This window comes from Streptomyces sp. NPDC030183 (genome assembly GCF_055573455.1).
The window spans coordinates 37,531-54,799 of record NZ_JBVIBK010000026.1 but is presented as its reverse complement, the minus strand read 5'-3'; the positions used below and the strand labels follow the sequence as shown (position 1 = coordinate 54,799).

General features: G+C 70.4%; 13 protein-coding genes and 2 pseudogenes. 5 read left to right on the top strand and 10 right to left on the bottom strand.

From position 1 onward, the window contains the following. Positions 1-451: 451 nt before the first annotated feature. From ACZ4Z2_RS28645 to ACZ4Z2_RS28630, 4 genes are all read right to left on the bottom strand, one after another. Positions 452-1,891, bottom strand: a complete 1,440-nt coding sequence (locus ACZ4Z2_RS28645) for a GH1 family beta-glucosidase (RefSeq protein WP_468079837.1) — start codon at positions 1,889-1,891, stop codon at positions 452-454. A 126-nt stretch (positions 1,892-2,017) separates the two neighbouring features. After that, positions 2,018-2,935, bottom strand: a complete 918-nt coding sequence (locus ACZ4Z2_RS28640) for a carbohydrate ABC transporter permease (RefSeq protein ID WP_468079835.1) — start codon at positions 2,933-2,935, stop codon at positions 2,018-2,020. A 12-nt stretch (positions 2,936-2,947) separates the two neighbouring features. Then, complete coding sequence (locus ACZ4Z2_RS28635; protein WP_468079833.1) at positions 2,948-3,919, bottom strand: carbohydrate ABC transporter permease; 972 nt, start codon at positions 3,917-3,919, stop codon at positions 2,948-2,950. A gap of 94 nt (positions 3,920-4,013) precedes the next feature. After that, positions 4,014-5,324: an ABC transporter substrate-binding protein gene (locus ACZ4Z2_RS28630; RefSeq protein WP_468079831.1), complete on the bottom strand. Its 1,311-nt coding sequence runs from the start codon at positions 5,322-5,324 to the stop codon at positions 4,014-4,016. Positions 5,325-5,641: 317 nt separating this feature from the next. Between ACZ4Z2_RS28630 and ACZ4Z2_RS28625 the strand changes: the two genes are divergently transcribed. Next, complete coding sequence (locus ACZ4Z2_RS28625; RefSeq protein WP_468079829.1) at positions 5,642-6,655, top strand: LacI family DNA-binding transcriptional regulator; 1,014 nt, start codon at positions 5,642-5,644, stop codon at positions 6,653-6,655. 113 nt (positions 6,656-6,768) lie between these two features. Here the strand turns inward: ACZ4Z2_RS28625 and ACZ4Z2_RS28620 are convergent, their stop codons facing one another. Next, complete coding sequence (locus tag ACZ4Z2_RS28620; protein ID WP_468079827.1) at positions 6,769-7,566, bottom strand: LamG domain-containing protein; 798 nt, start codon at positions 7,564-7,566, stop codon at positions 6,769-6,771. A 487-nt stretch (positions 7,567-8,053) separates the two neighbouring features. Here ACZ4Z2_RS28620 and ACZ4Z2_RS28615 point away from each other — a divergent pair, with 487 nt between their 5' ends. After that, positions 8,054-8,311 carry a hypothetical protein gene (locus ACZ4Z2_RS28615; RefSeq protein WP_468079825.1) on the top strand — a complete coding sequence of 86 codons (258 nt, stop codon included), beginning with the start codon at positions 8,054-8,056 and terminating at the stop codon, positions 8,309-8,311. A gap of 519 nt (positions 8,312-8,830) precedes the next feature. On the opposite strand, the gene ACZ4Z2_RS28610 is transcribed toward ACZ4Z2_RS28615, so the two are convergent. After that, positions 8,831-10,036, bottom strand: coding sequence for a cytochrome P450 family protein (locus tag ACZ4Z2_RS28610; protein ID WP_468079823.1), 1,206 nt, complete (start codon positions 10,034-10,036; stop codon positions 8,831-8,833). A 188-nt stretch (positions 10,037-10,224) separates the two neighbouring features. Between ACZ4Z2_RS28610 and ACZ4Z2_RS28605 the strand changes: the two are divergent. Then, positions 10,225-10,645: pseudogene (locus ACZ4Z2_RS28605) on the top strand (helix-turn-helix domain-containing protein); the annotation flags it as partial. Between the two features lie 262 nt (positions 10,646-10,907). Next, positions 10,908-11,720: a methyltransferase domain-containing protein gene (locus ACZ4Z2_RS28600; protein ID WP_468079821.1), complete on the top strand. Its 813-nt coding sequence runs from the start codon at positions 10,908-10,910 to the stop codon at positions 11,718-11,720. Here ACZ4Z2_RS28600 and ACZ4Z2_RS28595 read toward each other — a convergent pair. Next, positions 11,717-12,191, bottom strand: a pseudogene (locus ACZ4Z2_RS28595) (integrase core domain-containing protein); the annotation flags it as partial. The gene ACZ4Z2_RS28600 and the pseudogene ACZ4Z2_RS28595 sit on opposite strands and share 4 nt — an antisense overlap. A gap of 12 nt (positions 12,192-12,203) precedes the next feature. Then, complete coding sequence (locus tag ACZ4Z2_RS28590) at positions 12,204-12,623, bottom strand: MarR family transcriptional regulator (protein WP_468079938.1); 420 nt, start codon at positions 12,621-12,623, stop codon at positions 12,204-12,206. Between the two features lie 124 nt (positions 12,624-12,747). On the opposite strand from ACZ4Z2_RS28590, the gene ACZ4Z2_RS28585 reads away from it, so the two are divergent. Beyond that, the gene (locus tag ACZ4Z2_RS28585) at positions 12,748-13,620 is read left to right on the top strand and encodes an alpha/beta fold hydrolase (protein WP_468079819.1); all 873 of its coding nucleotides are present in this window, start codon (positions 12,748-12,750) and stop codon (positions 13,618-13,620) included. Between the two features lie 249 nt (positions 13,621-13,869). Here the strand turns inward: ACZ4Z2_RS28585 and ACZ4Z2_RS28580 are convergent, their stop codons facing one another. Beyond that, positions 13,870-15,510 carry an AMP-binding protein gene (locus ACZ4Z2_RS28580; protein ID WP_468079817.1) on the bottom strand — a complete coding sequence of 547 codons (1,641 nt, stop codon included), beginning with the start codon at positions 15,508-15,510 and terminating at the stop codon, positions 13,870-13,872. 77 nt (positions 15,511-15,587) lie between these two features. Next, a complete protein-coding gene (locus ACZ4Z2_RS28575) occupies positions 15,588-16,511 on the bottom strand; it encodes an NAD-dependent epimerase/dehydratase family protein (protein WP_468079815.1) in 924 nt (307 codons plus the stop codon). Positions 16,512-17,269: the final 758 nt, after the last annotated feature.

Here is a 17,269-nt window from a genome sequence, read left to right as displayed (position 1 = left end):
AACGCCGCTTGCGCCAGGCGACCGCATGCGTTCGGCTCCCACTGCCAGTGCCACGTGGGACCGTGACTGGGTCGACTTCGGGCGTCGCGTGGCACTGAGCGCCCCGTCCGACGAACCGCATCGGTCAAGACGCGGACCATACCCGGGCCGGCGATCCCGCCGAAGCCGAGACGGGCACCGTTTACGCTGGTTAGCGACACGCTGCCGCTGTACCGCCAGCAGACGAAGAACCTGCTGGTGTCGTACTCGCCGGAGAAGCTGGGCTTCTTCCAGAGACACGAACAAGGCGACTGGGCTGAATCTTTGCCTGTCAGGCGCCTTCCTCTCGGCGCGATGAGGCGGTGGGGCGCCCGGCACGGGTCCGCCTCTGCCCGCGCTTCCGCGGCGGGCGGAGGCGGTCCCATGGTGCGGCACACCACGCGGGGATGCTGTGTGTGCCGCACCGGCCGGGTCAGGCGCCGGGCAGCACGCCGGTACGGGCGACCTCGGCGTACCAGCGGGCGCTGGCCTTGGGGATGCGGGTGCCGGTCGGGTAGTCGACGTACACGGCACCGAAGCGCTTGCTGTAGCCGTGGGCCCACTCGAAGTTGTCCAGCAGGGACCACAGGAAGTAGCCGCGCACGTCCGAACCGTCCAGGATCGCCTGGTGGACGGCGGCCAGGTGCCCGCGCACGTAGGCGATGCGGGCGGGGTCGTTGACCTGGCCGGCCGGGTCGGCGTAGTCGTCGAAGGCCGCACCGTTCTCGGTGATGACCAGCGGCAGCCCGGGGAAGTCGACGGAGAGGCGGCGCAGCAGGTCGTACAGCCCGCTGGGGTCGACGGCCCAGCCCATAGCCGTGGTCTCGCCCGGCGGCTGGTGGAAGGCGACCCGGTCGGCGGCCGGCCAAGGGCTGTGGGCGCTGTCGCCGTGTCCGTCGGAGGTGTGGGTGCCGCTGCCGTCGGCCTCGGAGACCAGGGTGGGGCTGTAGTAGTTGACGCCCAGGAAGTCCAGCGGCTGGTGGATGTCGCGCAGGTCGCCGTCCTGGACGAAGGACCAGTCGGTCAGCTCGGCGGTGTCCTTGAGCAGGTCCCCCGGGTAGGCACCGTTCAGCATCGGGCCGGTGAAGACCCGGTTGGCGAGGGCGTCGATCCGGCGGACCGCGTCGGCGTCGCCGTCCGAGTCGGTGAGCGGGCGCACATGGTGGATGTTGAGCGTGACCGAGACCTGAGCGTCGGCGCGCAGGCGGTCGCGCAGCGCCTGGACGGCCAGGCCGTGGCCCAGATTGAGGTGGTGGGCGGCGCGCAGGGCAGCGACCGGGTCGGTGCGGCCGGGGGCGTGCACGCCGGAGCCGTAGCCCAGGAAGGAGCTGCACCAGGGCTCGTTGAGCGTGGTCCAGGTCGTCACCCGGTCGCCGAGGGCGTCCGCGGCGAGGGCCGCGTACTCGGCGAACCGTTCCGCCGTGGCCCGCTCGGGCCAGCCGCCCGCGTCCTCCAGTTCCTGGGGCAGGTCCCAGTGGTAGAGGGTCGCTACGGGCTGGATGTTCTTCTCCAGCAGTGCGTCGACCAGCCGCCGGTAGAAGTCCAGACCCTTCTGCACGGCCGGGCCGCGGCCGGTGGGCTGGATCCGGGGCCAGGCGAGGGAGAAACGGTAGGCGCCCAGACCGAGTTCGGCCATCAGGGCGACGTCCTCGTTCCAGCGGTGGTAGTGGTCGGTGGCGATGTCACCGGTGTCGCCGTTGCGGACCCGGCCGGGGGTACGGGCGTAGGTGTCCCAGATCGACGGCGTACGGCCGTCCTCCGCGGCGGCCCCCTCGATCTGGTAGGAGGCGGTCGCGGAGCCCCAGAGGAAACCCCGGGGGAAGGTGCGTGCGGCGTCCGGGGCGGACGGGCTCTGCTGTGCTGCGGTGACCACGTAAGTCCTTTCGGGGGGCGGGGTGGTGGTGTGCGGGGGTGCGGTGGGTGGCGCCCGGCGCGGTGGGTTCCGGGGCGGGCCGGGCAGGGGGCGGGGCCGGCTTGTTCGTGGCCGTGCGCGGGAGGGTCAGCCCTTGACCGCGCCCGCCATGATGCCGCTGACGATCTGCCGGCCGAAGACGATGAACATCGCCAGCAGCGGCAGGGTGCCGAGCAGCGCGCCGGCCATGATGAGCGACTGGTCGCGGACATAGCCCGCACTGAGCTGGGTGAGGGCGACGGGGACGGTCGGATTGGTCATGTCGAGGACCACGAACGGCCAGAAGAAGTCGTTCCAGGCGTGCACGAACGTGATCATGAACAGGACGGCCATCGCGGGTCGGGCGACGGGCAGCACGATGCTCCAGAAGATCCGCAGCGAGTGCGCCCCGTCCACGCGTCCGGCCTCGACGAGTTCGTCCGGCAGCGCCTCCGACAGGTACTGCCGCATGAAGAACACCCCCACCGCGCTCACCAGCGTCGGGAAGATGACGGCGGGCAGCTGCTGGGACCAGCCCAGCTCGGCCATCATCATGAACAGCGGTACGACACCGAGCTGCGGCGGCACCAACATCGTGCCGATCACCAGCATGAGCAGCGCGTTGCGGCCCTTGAACCGCAGCTTGGCGAAGGCGAACCCGGCCAGCGTGGCGAACATGACCGTGGACAGGGCGATCACCCCGGCCACGATGAGGCTGTTGACCATGGCCTTGCCCATAGCCGCCTCGTCCCAGGCCCTGGCGAGGTTGCTGAACAGGTTCGGCCCGGGCAGGAAGGGCGGCGGTGTCTGGCTGACCCGGGTGTTGTCGGTGGAGGCGGCCACCATCGTCCAGTACAGCGGGAAGATCGACAGCAGCGCCATGACGCCGAGCAGCACATAGGCCAGGGGGCCGGCGTGGTGCTGGCGGCCGGCGCGCTGGCGCAGCAGCCGGCCACCGCGACCGGTCGGCTTCGGGGAGGTGCGGACCGCGCTGCCGGTCCGGGCCGGGAGACTCTGAGTGGTCATGGTGACTCCAGGTCAGGACGTGCCGGAGCGCAGGCGCTTGACGAGGCGCTGCACGAGGAGGGCGAGGACGAGCAGCAGGAACATCACCCAGGCGACGGTGGCCGAGCGGCCCATCTGGTAGTTCTTCCAGCCCTCCTCGTACAGCAGCAGGCCCAGCGTCTGGTACTGGTTGTCGGCGCCGCCGGTGACGCCGTTCGGGCCCTGCCCGAAGATCAGCGGTTCGCCGAACAGCTGGGTGGCGCCGATCGTGGAGAGCACGATGGTGAAGACGATGGTGGAGCGGATCCCGGGCACCGTGACGTGGGTGAACTGCTTCCAGCGGGAGGCGCCGTCCAGGGAGGCCGCCTCGTAGCGGTCGGCGGGGATGGCCTGCATGGCGGCCAGGTACAGCAGCGCGTTGTAGCCGGTCCAGCGCCAGATGACGATGGTGGAGATCGCGATCTGGGCGGGCCACTTGCCGCCCTCCCAGTCCAGGGGGTCGATCCCCACCGTGCCGAGCGCCCAGTTGATCATGCCGAAGTCCCGCTCGAAGATCATCGTGAAGACGAGGGCGGCGGCGGCGACCGAGGTGGCGTAGGGGACCAGGGAGGCGACGCGGAAGAACAGCGAGAACCGCATGCGGTAGTTGAGCAGGTGCGCCAGCCCCAGGGCCATCAGCAGTTGCGGCACCGTGGAGATGACACCGATGGTGATCGTGTTCTGCAGCGCGTTCCAGAAGCGGGAATCACCCCACAGCTCCACGTAGTTGTCGAACGCCACCCACTGCATGACGTCGAGGGTCGCCAACTCCACGTCGTGCAGCGAGATCCACGACGTGTAGAGCAGGGGGTAGAAGCTGAACGCGGCGAAGACCACGAAGAACGGCGCGACGAACGCGTACGGGGCGCCCTTGAGGTCGAGGCGGTGCAGGAGCGCGCCGCGCCGCCGGGCCGGGCCCTTGGCCGGGGAGTGCCCGGTGGGGGCGGTGGTGGTGGAGGTGGCCACCGGAGGATCCTTCCTGCGAGCGGATGGGTGAGCCGGCCGTCCGGGCCCGCCGGCGAGAGGCGGGCCCGAACGGCCGCGGCCGGGCGGACGGGGGTCAGCCGACCGCCTTCTCGATGCGCTCCGCGGTGGTCTTCCACGCCTTGTCCCGCGTGGTGCCCTGCTGCTCGATCAGGGTGAGGCCCTGGGAGAAGGTGTCCTTGATCGTGCCGTCCTTGCGGCCGAGGACCTGCTTGTCCGGTATCTCCTGGGCTGCGGCGCCGAAGATCTCGCCGATCGGCGCGTCACTGAAGTACGCCGACTTGGCGTTCTTCACGTCGGCGCTCTCCAGTGCCTCGCGCGAGGAGGGAATGTTGCCGATCTCCTTGAAGATGTGGGCCTGCTGCTCCGGCGCGGTCAGCCAGGCGACGAGCTTCTTGGCCTCCTCCTTCACCGGGCTCTGCTCGATCACGCCGAGGAAGGACCCGCCCCAGTTGGCGCCCTTGGGGGCCTTGGCCACGTCCCACTTGCCCTTGTTCGCCGCACCGGCCTTCTCGCTGATGTGGCTGAGCATCCACGCGGGGCACACGGCCGTGGCGAAGGTGCCGTTGGCCAGACCAGGGTCCCAACCGGGCTGGAACTGGCGGAGCTTGGCCGTCAGGCCGTCCTCCGCGGCGTCCGCGGCGAGGTTCCACGCCTGCTTGACGGCGGGATTGGAGTCGTAGATCAGCTCGCCCTGCTCGTCGTAGTACTGCTCGGGGTAGCCGTAGACCATGGCGTTGAAGAGGCCGCTGGCCGCGTCCATGTAGGCGACCTTGTCGCCCTTGAAGTCCTTCTTGAAGGTGCGGCCGACCTCGACGTACTTCTTCCAGTCGCCCGCCCAGAGCTGCGCGACCTCGTCGCGGTCGGTGGGCAGGCCCGCCTTCTCGAAGTAGTCCTTGCGGTAGCAGACGGCCATCGGGCCGATGTCGGTGCCCAGGCCCAGCACCTTGCCGTCCGCGGTGCTGATCTGGGACTCCTTCCACGGCAGGAAGTGGTCGGTGCCCGACGTCCCGGCGAAGTCGGCGAACTTGGACGCCTGTGTCTCGGTGATCTCCTTGGCACGCCCGATCTCGATGCCCTGGATGTCCTTCAGGCCCTTGCCGGCGGCGAGCCTGGTCTGCAGCGCGGTGTAGTAGGTCTGCTCGTCACCGGCGACCTCCGCCTTGATGTCGACCCCGGGGTTCTCCTTCTCGTACTGCTCGAGAAGGCCCGTCTCCTTGATGCCCATCACCCCGAACAGGCCCATGGTGATGGTGACCTTGCCGTCCTTCTTGCCCCCACCGGTGACCGAGTCGTCGCTGCCGCTGCAGCCGACGAGAAGCGTCAGCGCGCCGACGGCCGCGACCGTCGCCACCGCCTTTCTGTGCGACCAACCGAAAGTGCCCATGGATCTCCTCCCAGCGGCGGCGCCGGCACATCGGAGTGACGAGTTCTGCGATGGCTGCAGCGATGCCGGACAGCGGCTCTGACAAATGGCGGTGGGAACGTGCCCAACTCTGGGTGGGCACGTTCCCACCGCGCATCGAAGACTCGTCGGAGCGGGGCTGGTCTGTCAATGACTTGAACGCAACTCGTCCTGAGGACGCGGCTTGCGCGGTCGGCACCGCGGCGTCCCGGGGTGCCGTGCCGAGGGCCGGGTCTGCAAGAATTGCCGCAGGTCACCTCCGCGGCAGGCACCGCCGCGCGACGCCGAGGGGGAAGCGCATGTCCGGCAACCGCCGCCCAACGATCAAAACGGTCGCCGCCCGCGCCGGTGTGGGTCGCACCACCGTCTCGCGTGTCGTCAACGGCTCCGACCTCGTCAGCGCCGACGCCCGCGCCCGGGTCCTCGCGGCGATCAAGGAACTCAACTACGTGCCCAACTCGGTCGCGCGGGGCCTGGTCACCAACCGCACCAACGCCGTGGCCCTGGTGATCCCGGAGTCCGAGAGCCGGCTGGGATCGGAGCCCTTCTTCGCCGCGCTCATCCGCGGCGTCAGCGGCGCCCTCGCCGACAGTCGCACCCAGTTGCAGCTCATGCTCGTCCGTGACCAGGCCGAACGCGATCAGCTGACCGAATCGGTGGCGACGCGCCGTGTGGACGGCGTGCTCCTGGTCTCCGTGCACTCCACGGACCGACTGCCCGGCATGCTCGAGGAGATGGGCCTGCCCACGGTGCTCGCGGGCCGCCGCGACGCCGGCGAACAGCTGAGCTACGTGAACGCCGACAACGCCGGAGGCGCCACCGCGGCGGTCCGGCACCTGCTCGAACGCGGTCGGCGGCGCGTGGCCACCATCACCGGCCCCCTGGACATGGACGTCAGCCGCAACCGGCTCGCCGGCTGGCACACCGCGCACCGCGAGGCGAACGTCCCCGCGAGCGAGTTGCTCGTCGAGGAAGGAGACTTCACCGAGGAGAGCGGCACCCGCGCGATGCGTTCGCTTCTTGAACGCGCCCCTGACCTCGACGCGGTCTTCGCCGCCTCGGACCTCATGGCCGTCGGCGCCCTCACCGAACTCAAGCGGCAGAAGCGGCAGGTGCCGCGCGATGTCGCCGTCGCCGGATTCGAGGACTCCGTTCTCGCCCGCCACACGAACCCGCCGCTCACCACGGTGCGCCAGCCCGTCGAGGAACTCGGCCGCACGATGGCCCGCATCCTCACCGACATCACCCAGCGCAGTGCGCCACGCCGGCAGGTCACGCTGCCGACCGAGCTGGTGGTGCGCGAGTCCACGTGACGGACCCACGCGTTCAGGCGGCCGGTCCCGCAGTGCGGTCCACGGCCCTGGCGCGCCCTCGGGCACCGTGATTCCCGGCGGGCGCCCTCGACCCCGCCTGATGAGACGTCAACTCACTCTCCGCCGCTGTCGGCCCCCGCCTCGGCCTCCGCCTCCGCCTCCGCCTCCGCCTCCGCCTCCGCCTCGTCGGACAGTACCTCCGAAAGCGCTGCCGGCCGCCTCACCACGAGGCGCTTGACCTGGTACGACATCTCCTTGACGTGCGGAGCCGGTCGGGGGTGATAGCGGCCCGCGCACACGGACAGGTTGACGATGAGGTAGGCATGCCAGGCGCGTCCCACACCTCGGCGGTCGGCGAACACCTGGCTGCCGTTCACCCACCAGATCACGGACCTCGGGCCGAACTCGACGCGAAGGTCGACCCACGCACCCGGGCCGATGGCGGGGTCGCGGTAGTAGAGGTTGGCGCCGCGGACGTGGTTGGTCAGCTCCAGGAGGTCGGGGTTGTCGGGGTGATACTCGAAGACGTCGATCTCCTGGTCGCCGTCGCGCCAGGTCCAGATGGCGGGCCAGGCGCCGACCTCGTACGGCAGTCTGACCCGCGCCTCGAGAACGTCCCCCGCGCGGACGGTGAACGCCTCATCGCTCCCCTCTGTGGTGAGCAGACCCGTGTCCCACCGACCGTCCTTGCGGAGGGTGGCACGGAAGGTGCCCGAGCGGCTGTACGCGGGGTCCGCCGTCAGGTGATCCAGTTTGTTGTCCCCCGGATTGATCGGTCCGCCGTTCGGATACGCCCACGAACGCCCTGCCACCCATTGACGGGTGGACGCGAAGTCCGCCGTGAAGACAACCCGGAGTCGGGACGAAATCTCCTCTGCCGACGGTGTTCCGTCGCATGCAGGATTCTCCATGCGCGGATGCTGCTCCTTATACGAGTTCGGCATGCAAATACCGCTGAAGCCGCAGAAAAGGCAACTCGGGCGGGTGATTCTGTTCGTCATCCCTTGCGCGAACAACTCGCCAGCTTCGAACAGTCACCTCCGCTGCGCACAGCAGGTGTCGCGACGTCGCCCGCGTGTTGTGCCCCACCACGTCTCCGAGGGACTTACCAGCTGTCTCAACGCGAACTGTGGCCGCGAGTCCCTCGGGCTCCCCGACACCGCCGCGACCGAGCCCAGCTCATCCGCCACATCCGCCTCGCTTTCACGATCGAGTCCCGGCTGGCGCCGATCGTGTCATGGGACTGAAACAGCCCCACTGCCCCCATCGAGCGGTGACGGCCGATCGGCTCGATGTCCTCTGCCGTTCGGCGAGGGCGGGTCCGGAGGCTCGGCAGACGCGTCAGGGCGTGCGGACCACGCATGATCCCATCGACAACACCACGTCCTTGGAGGCACCATGCGCACTCGCACAGCCGCCTGCGTCGTACTGCTCGCCCTCACCGCCCTCACCACCGCCTGCGGAAGCCCCGAGAGCACCAGCAAACCGAGCAGGCCCAGCAGCACCCCGACCACCGCCGGCACCACAGCGGCAGCCGCCAGCGCCGAAGATCTGAAGGCCTGTACGAAGGCCCTTGAGGCCGCACTCGACGCGGACTCCGGGGACGAGGAGTTGAAGAAGACCGCCGAGTGCGACGGCCTCAGTGAGAGCGACTAAGAGAAGGCCGCGGCTGCACTCCTCAAGGGCATGAGAGGCTGCGACGCACTCCAGGACGCCATCGACGAAGCTTCCACGGCCGCGCCAGCTCTGGCCGGCCCCGACGAGGCCGTGCACGAGCCGGCCCGACCGTGGCGGGCTGAAGGCCCCTGAAGAGGGCCCCGTGCGGCTCCGGACGACCTGTGCCATCGCCTGGAGTGGCCGGTGCGGGGAGTGCTGAGCGACGTCGGCCGCGGCGGCTGGGCGGCGATGCCGGACGCGCCGCTGTCGTGGTACGGGGCAAGCCGCTTCCGGGAGGTGAGGGGGACGTCCTCCCGCGCGGGCCCCTCCAACGCCGCCGGTGCGGGCCGAGCTCGAGGAGCACGTCGCCGAGCAGGGCGGAGGGGCCCGCCCCGCTTGCTGGCCGCCGACGCGCAAGCTCCGCCCGCTGAGTTGTCGCTGTGGGCATGAGGCCCACCGGCGCCGAAAGGGAGGCTCGGCGCACAGATCGGCGTTCGTCCTGTGCGGCGGGGGGCGCGTTCACCAGCGCACCGGCAGCTCTCGCAAACTCCGCATGAGACTGGGGCGCCACTGTGGTGTGCCGTCACCGTCGAAGGCCAGGCGGGGGAAACGGTCCAGCAGGATACGCAGGGCCAGGGTCGCCTCCAGTCGTGCCAGCGGGGCGCCCAGGCAGTGGTGCAGGCCATACCCGAAGGCGAGATGAGCACGGGTCTCGGTCGGATCACGGCGGATGTCGAACCGGTCGGGGGCGGGGAAGCGCGCGGGGTCGCGGTTCGCGGCGGCGATGGAGAGCACGACGCGTGCGCCCGCCGGTATCCGGGCGCCGCCGAGAGTGATCGGTTCAGCCGCGTAGCGGTAGGTGCCCGCCGGTGCGGGCGACTCGAAGCGGAGCGTCTCCTCCACGGCGCCCTTCAGCAACTCGGGGTCGGTACGGAGGGCGGCGAGCTGCCCGGGATGGCCGAGCAGGAGCTGGACGGCGTTGGCGATGAGGTTGACGGTGGTCTCGTGCCCTGCGACGAGCAGCAGGAAGGCCATTCCGAGGAGGTCCTCCGGGGTGAGACGATCGCCGCCGTCCCTGTCGTGGGTGCGGACCAGGGCGTGCAGCAGATCGCTGTCCGCGGCGTCCCGAAGCCGCCGTTTCTCCTCCGCCAGCCCCGCGAGGTACGCGGCCATCTCCTGGCTGGCGCGGGCGGACTGCTCCGCATCGTCGAGGGCGACGACCTTCGTGGACCACGCCCGGAAGGCATCCCGGTCCACGTCCGGCACGCCAAGCAGCTCGCAGATGATGGTGAGCGGCAACGGATAGGCGTACGCGGCCACAAGGTCGGCACGGCCGTCGGGGGCCACGGCGTCCAGAAGCGCACCGGCCGTCTCCTCGACGCGGGGCCGCAGCGCCTGGACGCGGCGGGCGGTGAACTCACGGGCCACGAGCGTCCGCAGGCGGGTGTGATCGGGCGGGTCGACCTGGAGCATGTTGCGGCCCACGGAGTACAGCCCGTCGTCCTCGAAGTCGACAGAGTGCCGTACGTCGTTGCGCAGCCTGGGGTCGGTGAACGCGACACGCACTTCCTCGTGCCCGACCACCAGCCATGACTCGTCCCCGGTGGGGAAACGCACGTGGTGGACGGAGCCGCGGGAGCGCAGCGAGTTGAAGGCGGAGTAGGGATCGGCCGTGAAGTCGTCGGTGAGGTCGGCGAGTCGGACGGTACGGCGCTGCGTGCGCATCGGCGGCTCCCGGGAAAGAAGTGGGGACCATCCCCCGTTTAGGCTTGGACTGCGACCGTAACACGAAGTGGGGAGCAGTCCTCGTTTCCCTCTGCGAGGGCAAGCCCGCACGTGTCCGGATGACGACTGACGCCCGGCGCCGATCCGGGCGACTGCGGCAACGAACCGTCTTTTTGGCCTCACCCTCCATGGAGAAGAAGGCGATGCCCTGGACAGGCCCGTTCACCGAGCTGAGCGCGCGCCGCTTCGGCAAACCGGTGACCGCCTTGCGCCACCAGGGAGCGGACACGGTCGGCAGCCGGGGCCCGACCCTGGAGCCTGCCCCTGGAGGATCGTGTCCTGCCGGCTGCGGCTCACTGGCGCGCCGACTTGACGCTTCGTCAGCTCGTTCCCCTGTTTGGAATCTTGTCGTCATCGACGCCGATACACGGCTGGCCGTCGCCGTCGACCGACCTCTGCCGGCAACCGCAAGGATGGCAAGGCACGGGGCTTGTCCGGAGCGAAGACCGCCGTCGGAAATTCCATGGTGGCCGCTGACAGCGGATACGCGGCACTGGCCTGGTGATCCCGCGTCGCCATGAATCAGGCCAGGCCGAACTCCCGGCCTGGACCGTCGACCCGAAGGCCGGAGGCCCCGTTGCGGAGCCACGAAAAGGGTAACGGGGAGGGAGCGGTGTGCTCCGCGAGGTACACGTCGGGGCCGGACAGTCCCCGCCCGTGACCGCGCCGATCACAAACCCGGCCGACGGCCCCGACAGACTTCGATTGCAATCTCGTGGTCCCCAACTCCCTTGCTGTTACTCTGCTTTGACTTTCAACTAGCGCCACTCGTTCGCAGCATCCGGCACCCCCTGACGGGAGACAGCAGCACGTGGACACCACCGGACCACGCACGGCCGAGAGCCTTGCCGCACGCTTCCACGACGTCGACTCCTCCGGCGTCCCCGAGGACTTCATCGCCTATCTGCGGAAGATGGAGGAGAGCGAGAGCGGTCGCGCGGTGCGGGAGGCCACCTACCGCGCCCTGGAGACCGCCGAGGGCAAGGGAACCGACATCGGGTGCGGCGCCGGCCGCGCCGTGGCGGATCTCGTACGGCTCGGAAAGGACGCCGTGGGAGTCGACAGCAGCCAGGCGATGGTCGACGCGGCCCTGGCCAGGTTCCCGCACTGCCGCTTCGTCCAGGGCAGCGCCTTCGAGCTGCCGTTCGAGGACGGTGAACTGTCGTGGTACCGGTCCGAGCGGACCTTCCTCCACTTCGGCGATCCCGCCGAGGCACTGTCCGAGGCCCGCAGGGTGTTGAGGCCGGGGGGCACCATCGTTCTCGCGGACCCCGATCTCGGGTCGATGGCGGTGAGTTCACGGATTCCCGAGACGACCGAGGCGGTCAAGCACGCATTCTGTTCCGCTGTCCCGAATCCCCACTCCGGCACCCGCAGCGCCTCCCACCTCGCCGACGCGGGCTTCACCGACATCGAGGTCGTTCCCCTCATGGCGGCGCTGAACGACCACGCGTCCGCGTTCGGCGTGGTGCTGGAGCCTGCCCTGACGGCGGCTCTCACCCAAGGCGTCGTCAGCGAGGAGGAGGCGGCGCGGTGGAAGGACGACCTGAGCGATCTCTCGCGCCAGAACGCCTTCACCGCGACGGCGACCTTCTTCGTCACCACGGCCCGCAAGGCGTCCTAGGTGTATTGACCCGCAGCGTTGTTGACGCGGCTGAGGGGTGGCTTGCCTCCGAGTGCGGTGTGGCAGCGGTGGTGGTTGTAGGTGTGCGGGAAGTCTGCCAGGGCGGCCGTGCGTTCGGTGTTGCTGGTGCAGGGCCGTAGGTAGGCCCATTCGTCGAGCAGGGTGCGGTTGAAGCGCTCGACTTTGCCGTTGGTCTGTCGGCCGGTTGCTGTTGGCGAGGCGGGTGTGGTCGTCGACGGCGGAGTGGATGTAGTCGAAGCCCATGCTGCTGCGCCGGGCGCGGCAGCCGGCCTGGCGGCCCAGGACCTTGTGGCCGCCGCCGTCGGGGATGCGGCCGAGCTTCTTGACGTCGACGTGGATGAGTTCGCCGGGCCGGTCGCGTTCGTAGCGGCGGATGAGCTGGCCGGTGGGCCGGTCCAGGTGGGCCAGACGGTTCAGGCCGTGGCGGACCAGGATGCGGTGCACGGTCGAGGCGGACGGATCCTAGACCGCTGCCTTCCGCATCCCCGTCAGAAAGCGCCTGATCGCGGCCAGTTCCCGCTCGTCGTATCCCCGCAGCAGGTCCACCGCCCGGTCGATGAGTGGTCCGAAGTGGGACCAGCCGAGGGCGACCGCCCGCTCGTCCACTTCGATGGTTACCTTGCGGCGGTCCCGCGCATCGCGCACCCGCCGCACATGCCCGGCCCGTTCCAGCCGGTCGACCAGTGCTGTGGTTCCTGCCGAGTTGAGCCCGAGAGCGGTGCCTAGGTGCCCTGCTGTGGTCTCCTCGCCGGCGCGGGCGGCGTCCATCAGGGCGATCAGCGCACGCACGTCGGTGGGGTGCATGCCGTTGCGCTGTGCGAACCGGGTGCTGTGCCTGCCCAAGTCGACGGCCACCGCGCGCAGCAGGTGGACGATCTCCATCTCGGGCCCTGGCTCGGCTCGTTCGACGAGTTCCTCACCCTCCTGATCGGGCACGGACCACCTCCACGTATCATCTCGCCCAACAAGTATCTTGCTGAGCGAGATAATAGAGGAGTAGCCGTTCATGAACGGTCGGGATACGTACGACGCCGACAGCTTCCTCATGGCCTACGACAAGGTCATGACCAAGTGGCCTGCCGCTCGCGAGACGGCGACCGTTCCCACGCCCTTCGGCACGACACACGTCAACGTATGCGGCCCGGCCCACAGGCCCTCGCTCGTCCTCCTGCCCGGCGGAGGGGGCGCAACCTCCGCGTCCTGGTACGCGCAGGCCGCCGAACTGTCCCGCACCCACCGGGTGTTCGCCGTCGACTTGATCGGCGCCCCCGGACGCAGCACTCCCGACGGCGACCGCCGCCCCCGTACGGTCGCCGACCTGTCGGCCTGGCTGGACGCGCTCCTCGACGGCCTCGGAGTGGCCGAGACCGACCTGGGCGGACACTCGTACGGCGCCTGGATCGCGCTGCATCACGCCATGCGCGCGCCCGACCGGATACGCCGCCTGGCCCTTCTGGACCCGACCCAGTGCTTCGCCGGGTTCAGCCCGGCCTACCTGCTGCACGCAATGCCCATGCTGCTGCGGAACACACCCCGCCGGGTCCGCGCCTTCCTGGAGTGGGAGACCAAAGGCTCCGCCCTCGATCCCGACTGGCTCGCTCTCCAAGAGGCGGCCGCCGGTTTCCCCTCTCTCCGACCCGTAACCGGGCCGCGCCCGGCACCGGACGCCCTGCGCGGCCTGGACCTGCCGGTCCTGTTGCTCCTCGCCGGAAGCAGCAGGACCCATGACCCCTCCAAGGTGGCCGCCCGCGCCCAGGCGCTGCTGCCACGCGTCGCAACGACCGTGCTGCCGGATGTGTCCCATCACGCGCTTCCGCACGCCATCCCGCCCGGGGCGAACCGTAGCCTCGCCGGCTTCCTGGAACGGTCCGGTGACTGAGTCTCAGCCCGCCCCGGGCACCGCCCCCTGGAAGTCAACCCTCGTTCAGCTCCGCTGACAGCACTTCCGATACACGGCCCTGCGCCCTTCTCCAGCGGTTCGCGGCACCAGCGCGACTCAAGGGTCAGGGCCACAGACCCGCCGCGTCTTCCTCTGACGGAGCCGAACCCACGCGGGGGCGGCCCAGGGCCCGCTGCGTGACAGTCGGGTCGCCCGGAGGTGGTCTCCCGGGCGACCCGAGCCTCTCGGTCAGTCCGAGCGGGGGCGAAGCCGTTCCCGGAGCAGGTTCTTCCGCACCTTTCCGGTCTCGTTGCGAGGCAGTCGGGGCAGGAATTCCAGGCGGGAGGGCTGGCACCATTCGCTCATGCCGAGCCCGCCGAGCCAGTCGCGCAGGGCTTCGAGGGTGGGCGTCCGCTCCCCCGCGACGACCACCGCGCAGGCGAGCTCGCCGCCGTGGCCGTCCGGGTAGCCGACCAGGGCGACATCCCGTACGTCGGGGTGGTCCAGCAGTGCCGACTCCACATCACTGACCGGGATCATGATGACGCCGATCCGGTCCTCGGCACGGCCGTGGAGCCGGATGCCGCCGTGGCCGTCCGGCGCCGCGAGGTCACCGGTGTCGTACCAGCCGTCGTCATGCTCGGCCAGCACGGTCAGACGGCCGTCGTCCCGGCCCCAGGTGGCCAGGCACAGCGAAGGGCTGCGCACGAAGAGGCGCCCGGGTCGGTCGTCGCTGATCGGGTGGTCCGCCCGCAGGTCGATCTCGTGGCCCGGCGCACCACGCCCGACCGTGCGTCCGGCCAGCTCCGGGTGCTCTCCGGCGCGGGTGAAGGTGTTGGCGCCCTCCGTCATGCCCCAGCCCACGTCCAACGGGATGCCGAAGGTCTCCTTCACCCGCCTGAACAGCGGCTGCGGGACCGTGGTGCCTCCCGCGCGGATGATGCGCACGGTGTCCGGTCGCCGCGAGGTGCGTTCCATCGCGTCGATCAGCGCGGAGAGGTGGACCGGGACGATGACCATCCAGGTGACCCGGGCCTCGGCCAGGAAGGGGACGACGGCCTCCGGCGCCCAGCGGTCCGTCATGACCGCGCACCCCCCACGGTGCAGCGGCATGAAGATCCCCATGGTGAGGCCGACGATGTGCGTCGCCGCGTTCGGTGAGTAGACGCGGCTGTGCGGGCCGATGCCATCGGCGGCGGCAACGGGGGCGTACCAGGCGTACAGGGTGTTGAGGGTGTGCAGTACGGCCTTCGGTTCACCGGAGGTACCGGAGGTGAACAGCACCAGGGAGACCCGGTCCGGGTCCACCACGGACGGATCAGGCAGGGTGCCGTGCTCCGTGTGCTCGAAGAACTCGCGGAAGTCGAGTTCCCCGTCGTCCCCGTCGGCGGTTCGCTCGCCGAGCACCACGCGGTGGCGCAGTGCGGGCAGCCGGGGTGCCATGTCGGCCAGGGCCGCGGCGTGCTCGAAGTCGTCCCACCGGTCGATGGTCACGCAGACGACGGCGTCCAGTCGACGGAGCATCCGCTCCAGCTCACGAGGGCGGAACGCGCACATGATGGGCGCGGCGACGGCCCCGAGCCGGGCGCAGGCCAGGAGCAGTGGTCCGACCTGCCAGACGTTCGGCACCTGCATCGCGACGACGTGACCGCTGCGCACGCCCAGCGTGTGCAACGCGCCGGCGAAGCGGTCCACGTACTCGGCGTACCGCTCGTAGCTCATCTGTACGACGCCCCGACCGGCCTCCGACACGAGAACGGCAGGTGCGTCGGGAGTCTCGGCACGCCACCGCGCCAGGTCGTCCAGGATGGTGTCGGGGCGCCAGAGGCCCTCCTTGCGGTACCGCTCCACGGTGTCGGCGGTCGGGCGTAACGTCGTGATCGGGTTCACGGTTTCCACTTTTCTTGGATGATCGCGTCAATGCATTGCGTGGGGGCGGCCCTTGGTGCCGCCCCGGACCGTGCCGGTCATTCCTCGCCCAGTCCCTCGCGCCAGCTCGGCCGCAGCGGCTTCCAGCCCAGAGCGGTACGGGCCCGGTCATTGGCCGCGCCGTGCGCGGCAGTGAGCTGATGGGCCAGGAACCAGCCGAGCAGTTGGGGCGCCTGGTCCGCCGGGATCCCACGAGGGGCCGGGCCGCCCAGCGCTTGGGCGTAGTGCGGCAGCCACTGCGCGGCCGTGGCCGGGTCGTCGTCCGTCACATGAAACACCCCGGTGGCCTCCGACTCGACGGCGGCGACCGTGGCCGCCACGGCGTCCTCCACATGCAGGAACGACGTGATCCCGGTGCCGTTCCCGGGCAGCGGGAGGTGTCCGGCCCGTACCGCCTGGGCCGCCCCGCCGTCGCGGGCGTACAGGGTGCCGGGGCCGTACAGCGTGCCGTAGCGCAGGACCGCGCCGGCGAGCGGTCCGCTGTTGAGAACCAGCCGCTCCAACTCGGCGACAGCCCGTACCGTGGCGGCCCAGCCGGGATCGGGTGCGTCCACGTACAGCGGTGCGTCCTCGTCGAGGACCATTCCCTCGGCCGGGGCGGCCGCGAAGGCGATGGACTGCGCGACCAGCCGTCCCGCACCGGCCGTCCGGGCCGCCTCAATCAGGTTGGCGGTGCCCTCCGTACGCAGCCGCGCGGTCAGGGCGAAGGCGGCCACCGGGTCGTCGCCCATCAGGCGCAGCGCCGTCATCTGATGGACCACCACCTCGGGGCGGACGGCCGACACCGCCGACAGCAGGGCCTCGCGGTCGAGGGCGTCGGCGCTCACGACGCGGTCCGCCTCCGGGGCCCGCTCCCGCGACTCATGGCGTACCAGCGCGCTCACCTCGTGGCCTCGTGCCCGCAGCGCTCCCACCAGGGGGTGTCCGATCACTCCGGTGGCGCCGGCGACGAGAATACGCATGCTTCGTTCCTCCGTATCGGTAGGGAAAGGGGAGCGGCGAACCGCCTCAGCGGACGCCATGCCTTGTCACGCCTGTGCGGCTCGCTCTCAGGCAGGGGCGCGCCTGGTCCCTCGGACCGGCTCGCGTGGATGTCGCGCACGGGCCGCCGTGGCCTTCCGGCGAACCGCCCGTCCGCGCTCTGGCGGGGGCGACGTTCCGCCGGAGCGTGCGGACGGTTCCGGGGCCGGCGCGGCGCGAGGTGTCCGGGAGGAGGCCCTTGGTGGACGCATCCGCCGCTTCTCCGCCAAGGCGGCGACCAGGCGGGCCGCCTGACACCCCGTTCGCTGCCGCGTGCCGTCCTCCTGGCCCGCCGCGCCGGTGCCGCGTGATGCCCGTGATGCATGTGTGGCGCCATCCGTCTGCAGGTGGCGAGCACGAGGCGCCGCGCCCAGCCCTCGATCGCGTCGAGCCGGGAGGCCGGGAGGCAGTCCTTTACCCCGGGCCCGGGCATCTTGCGGCAGGGACGGTAACTGGGCCTCCATACTCATGCCTTCGCCCCGCGCCGGACGTCCTCGCCTCCGAATCCGCCGAGGCACGGCGGGACCAAGGAGCCGATGTCGGGGATCGGGACATCCACGCCTGAGCGTGACTCCCGTCGCAGGGGCGGGCCCGATCGGCTCGGCGAGTCGAGACCTGACGCTCCGGCAGCCACCGTGGTCACGTGTGGACACCGGCCAACGACAGTCACCTTGAGTGAAATCGTGTGCCCCGTTCTCGC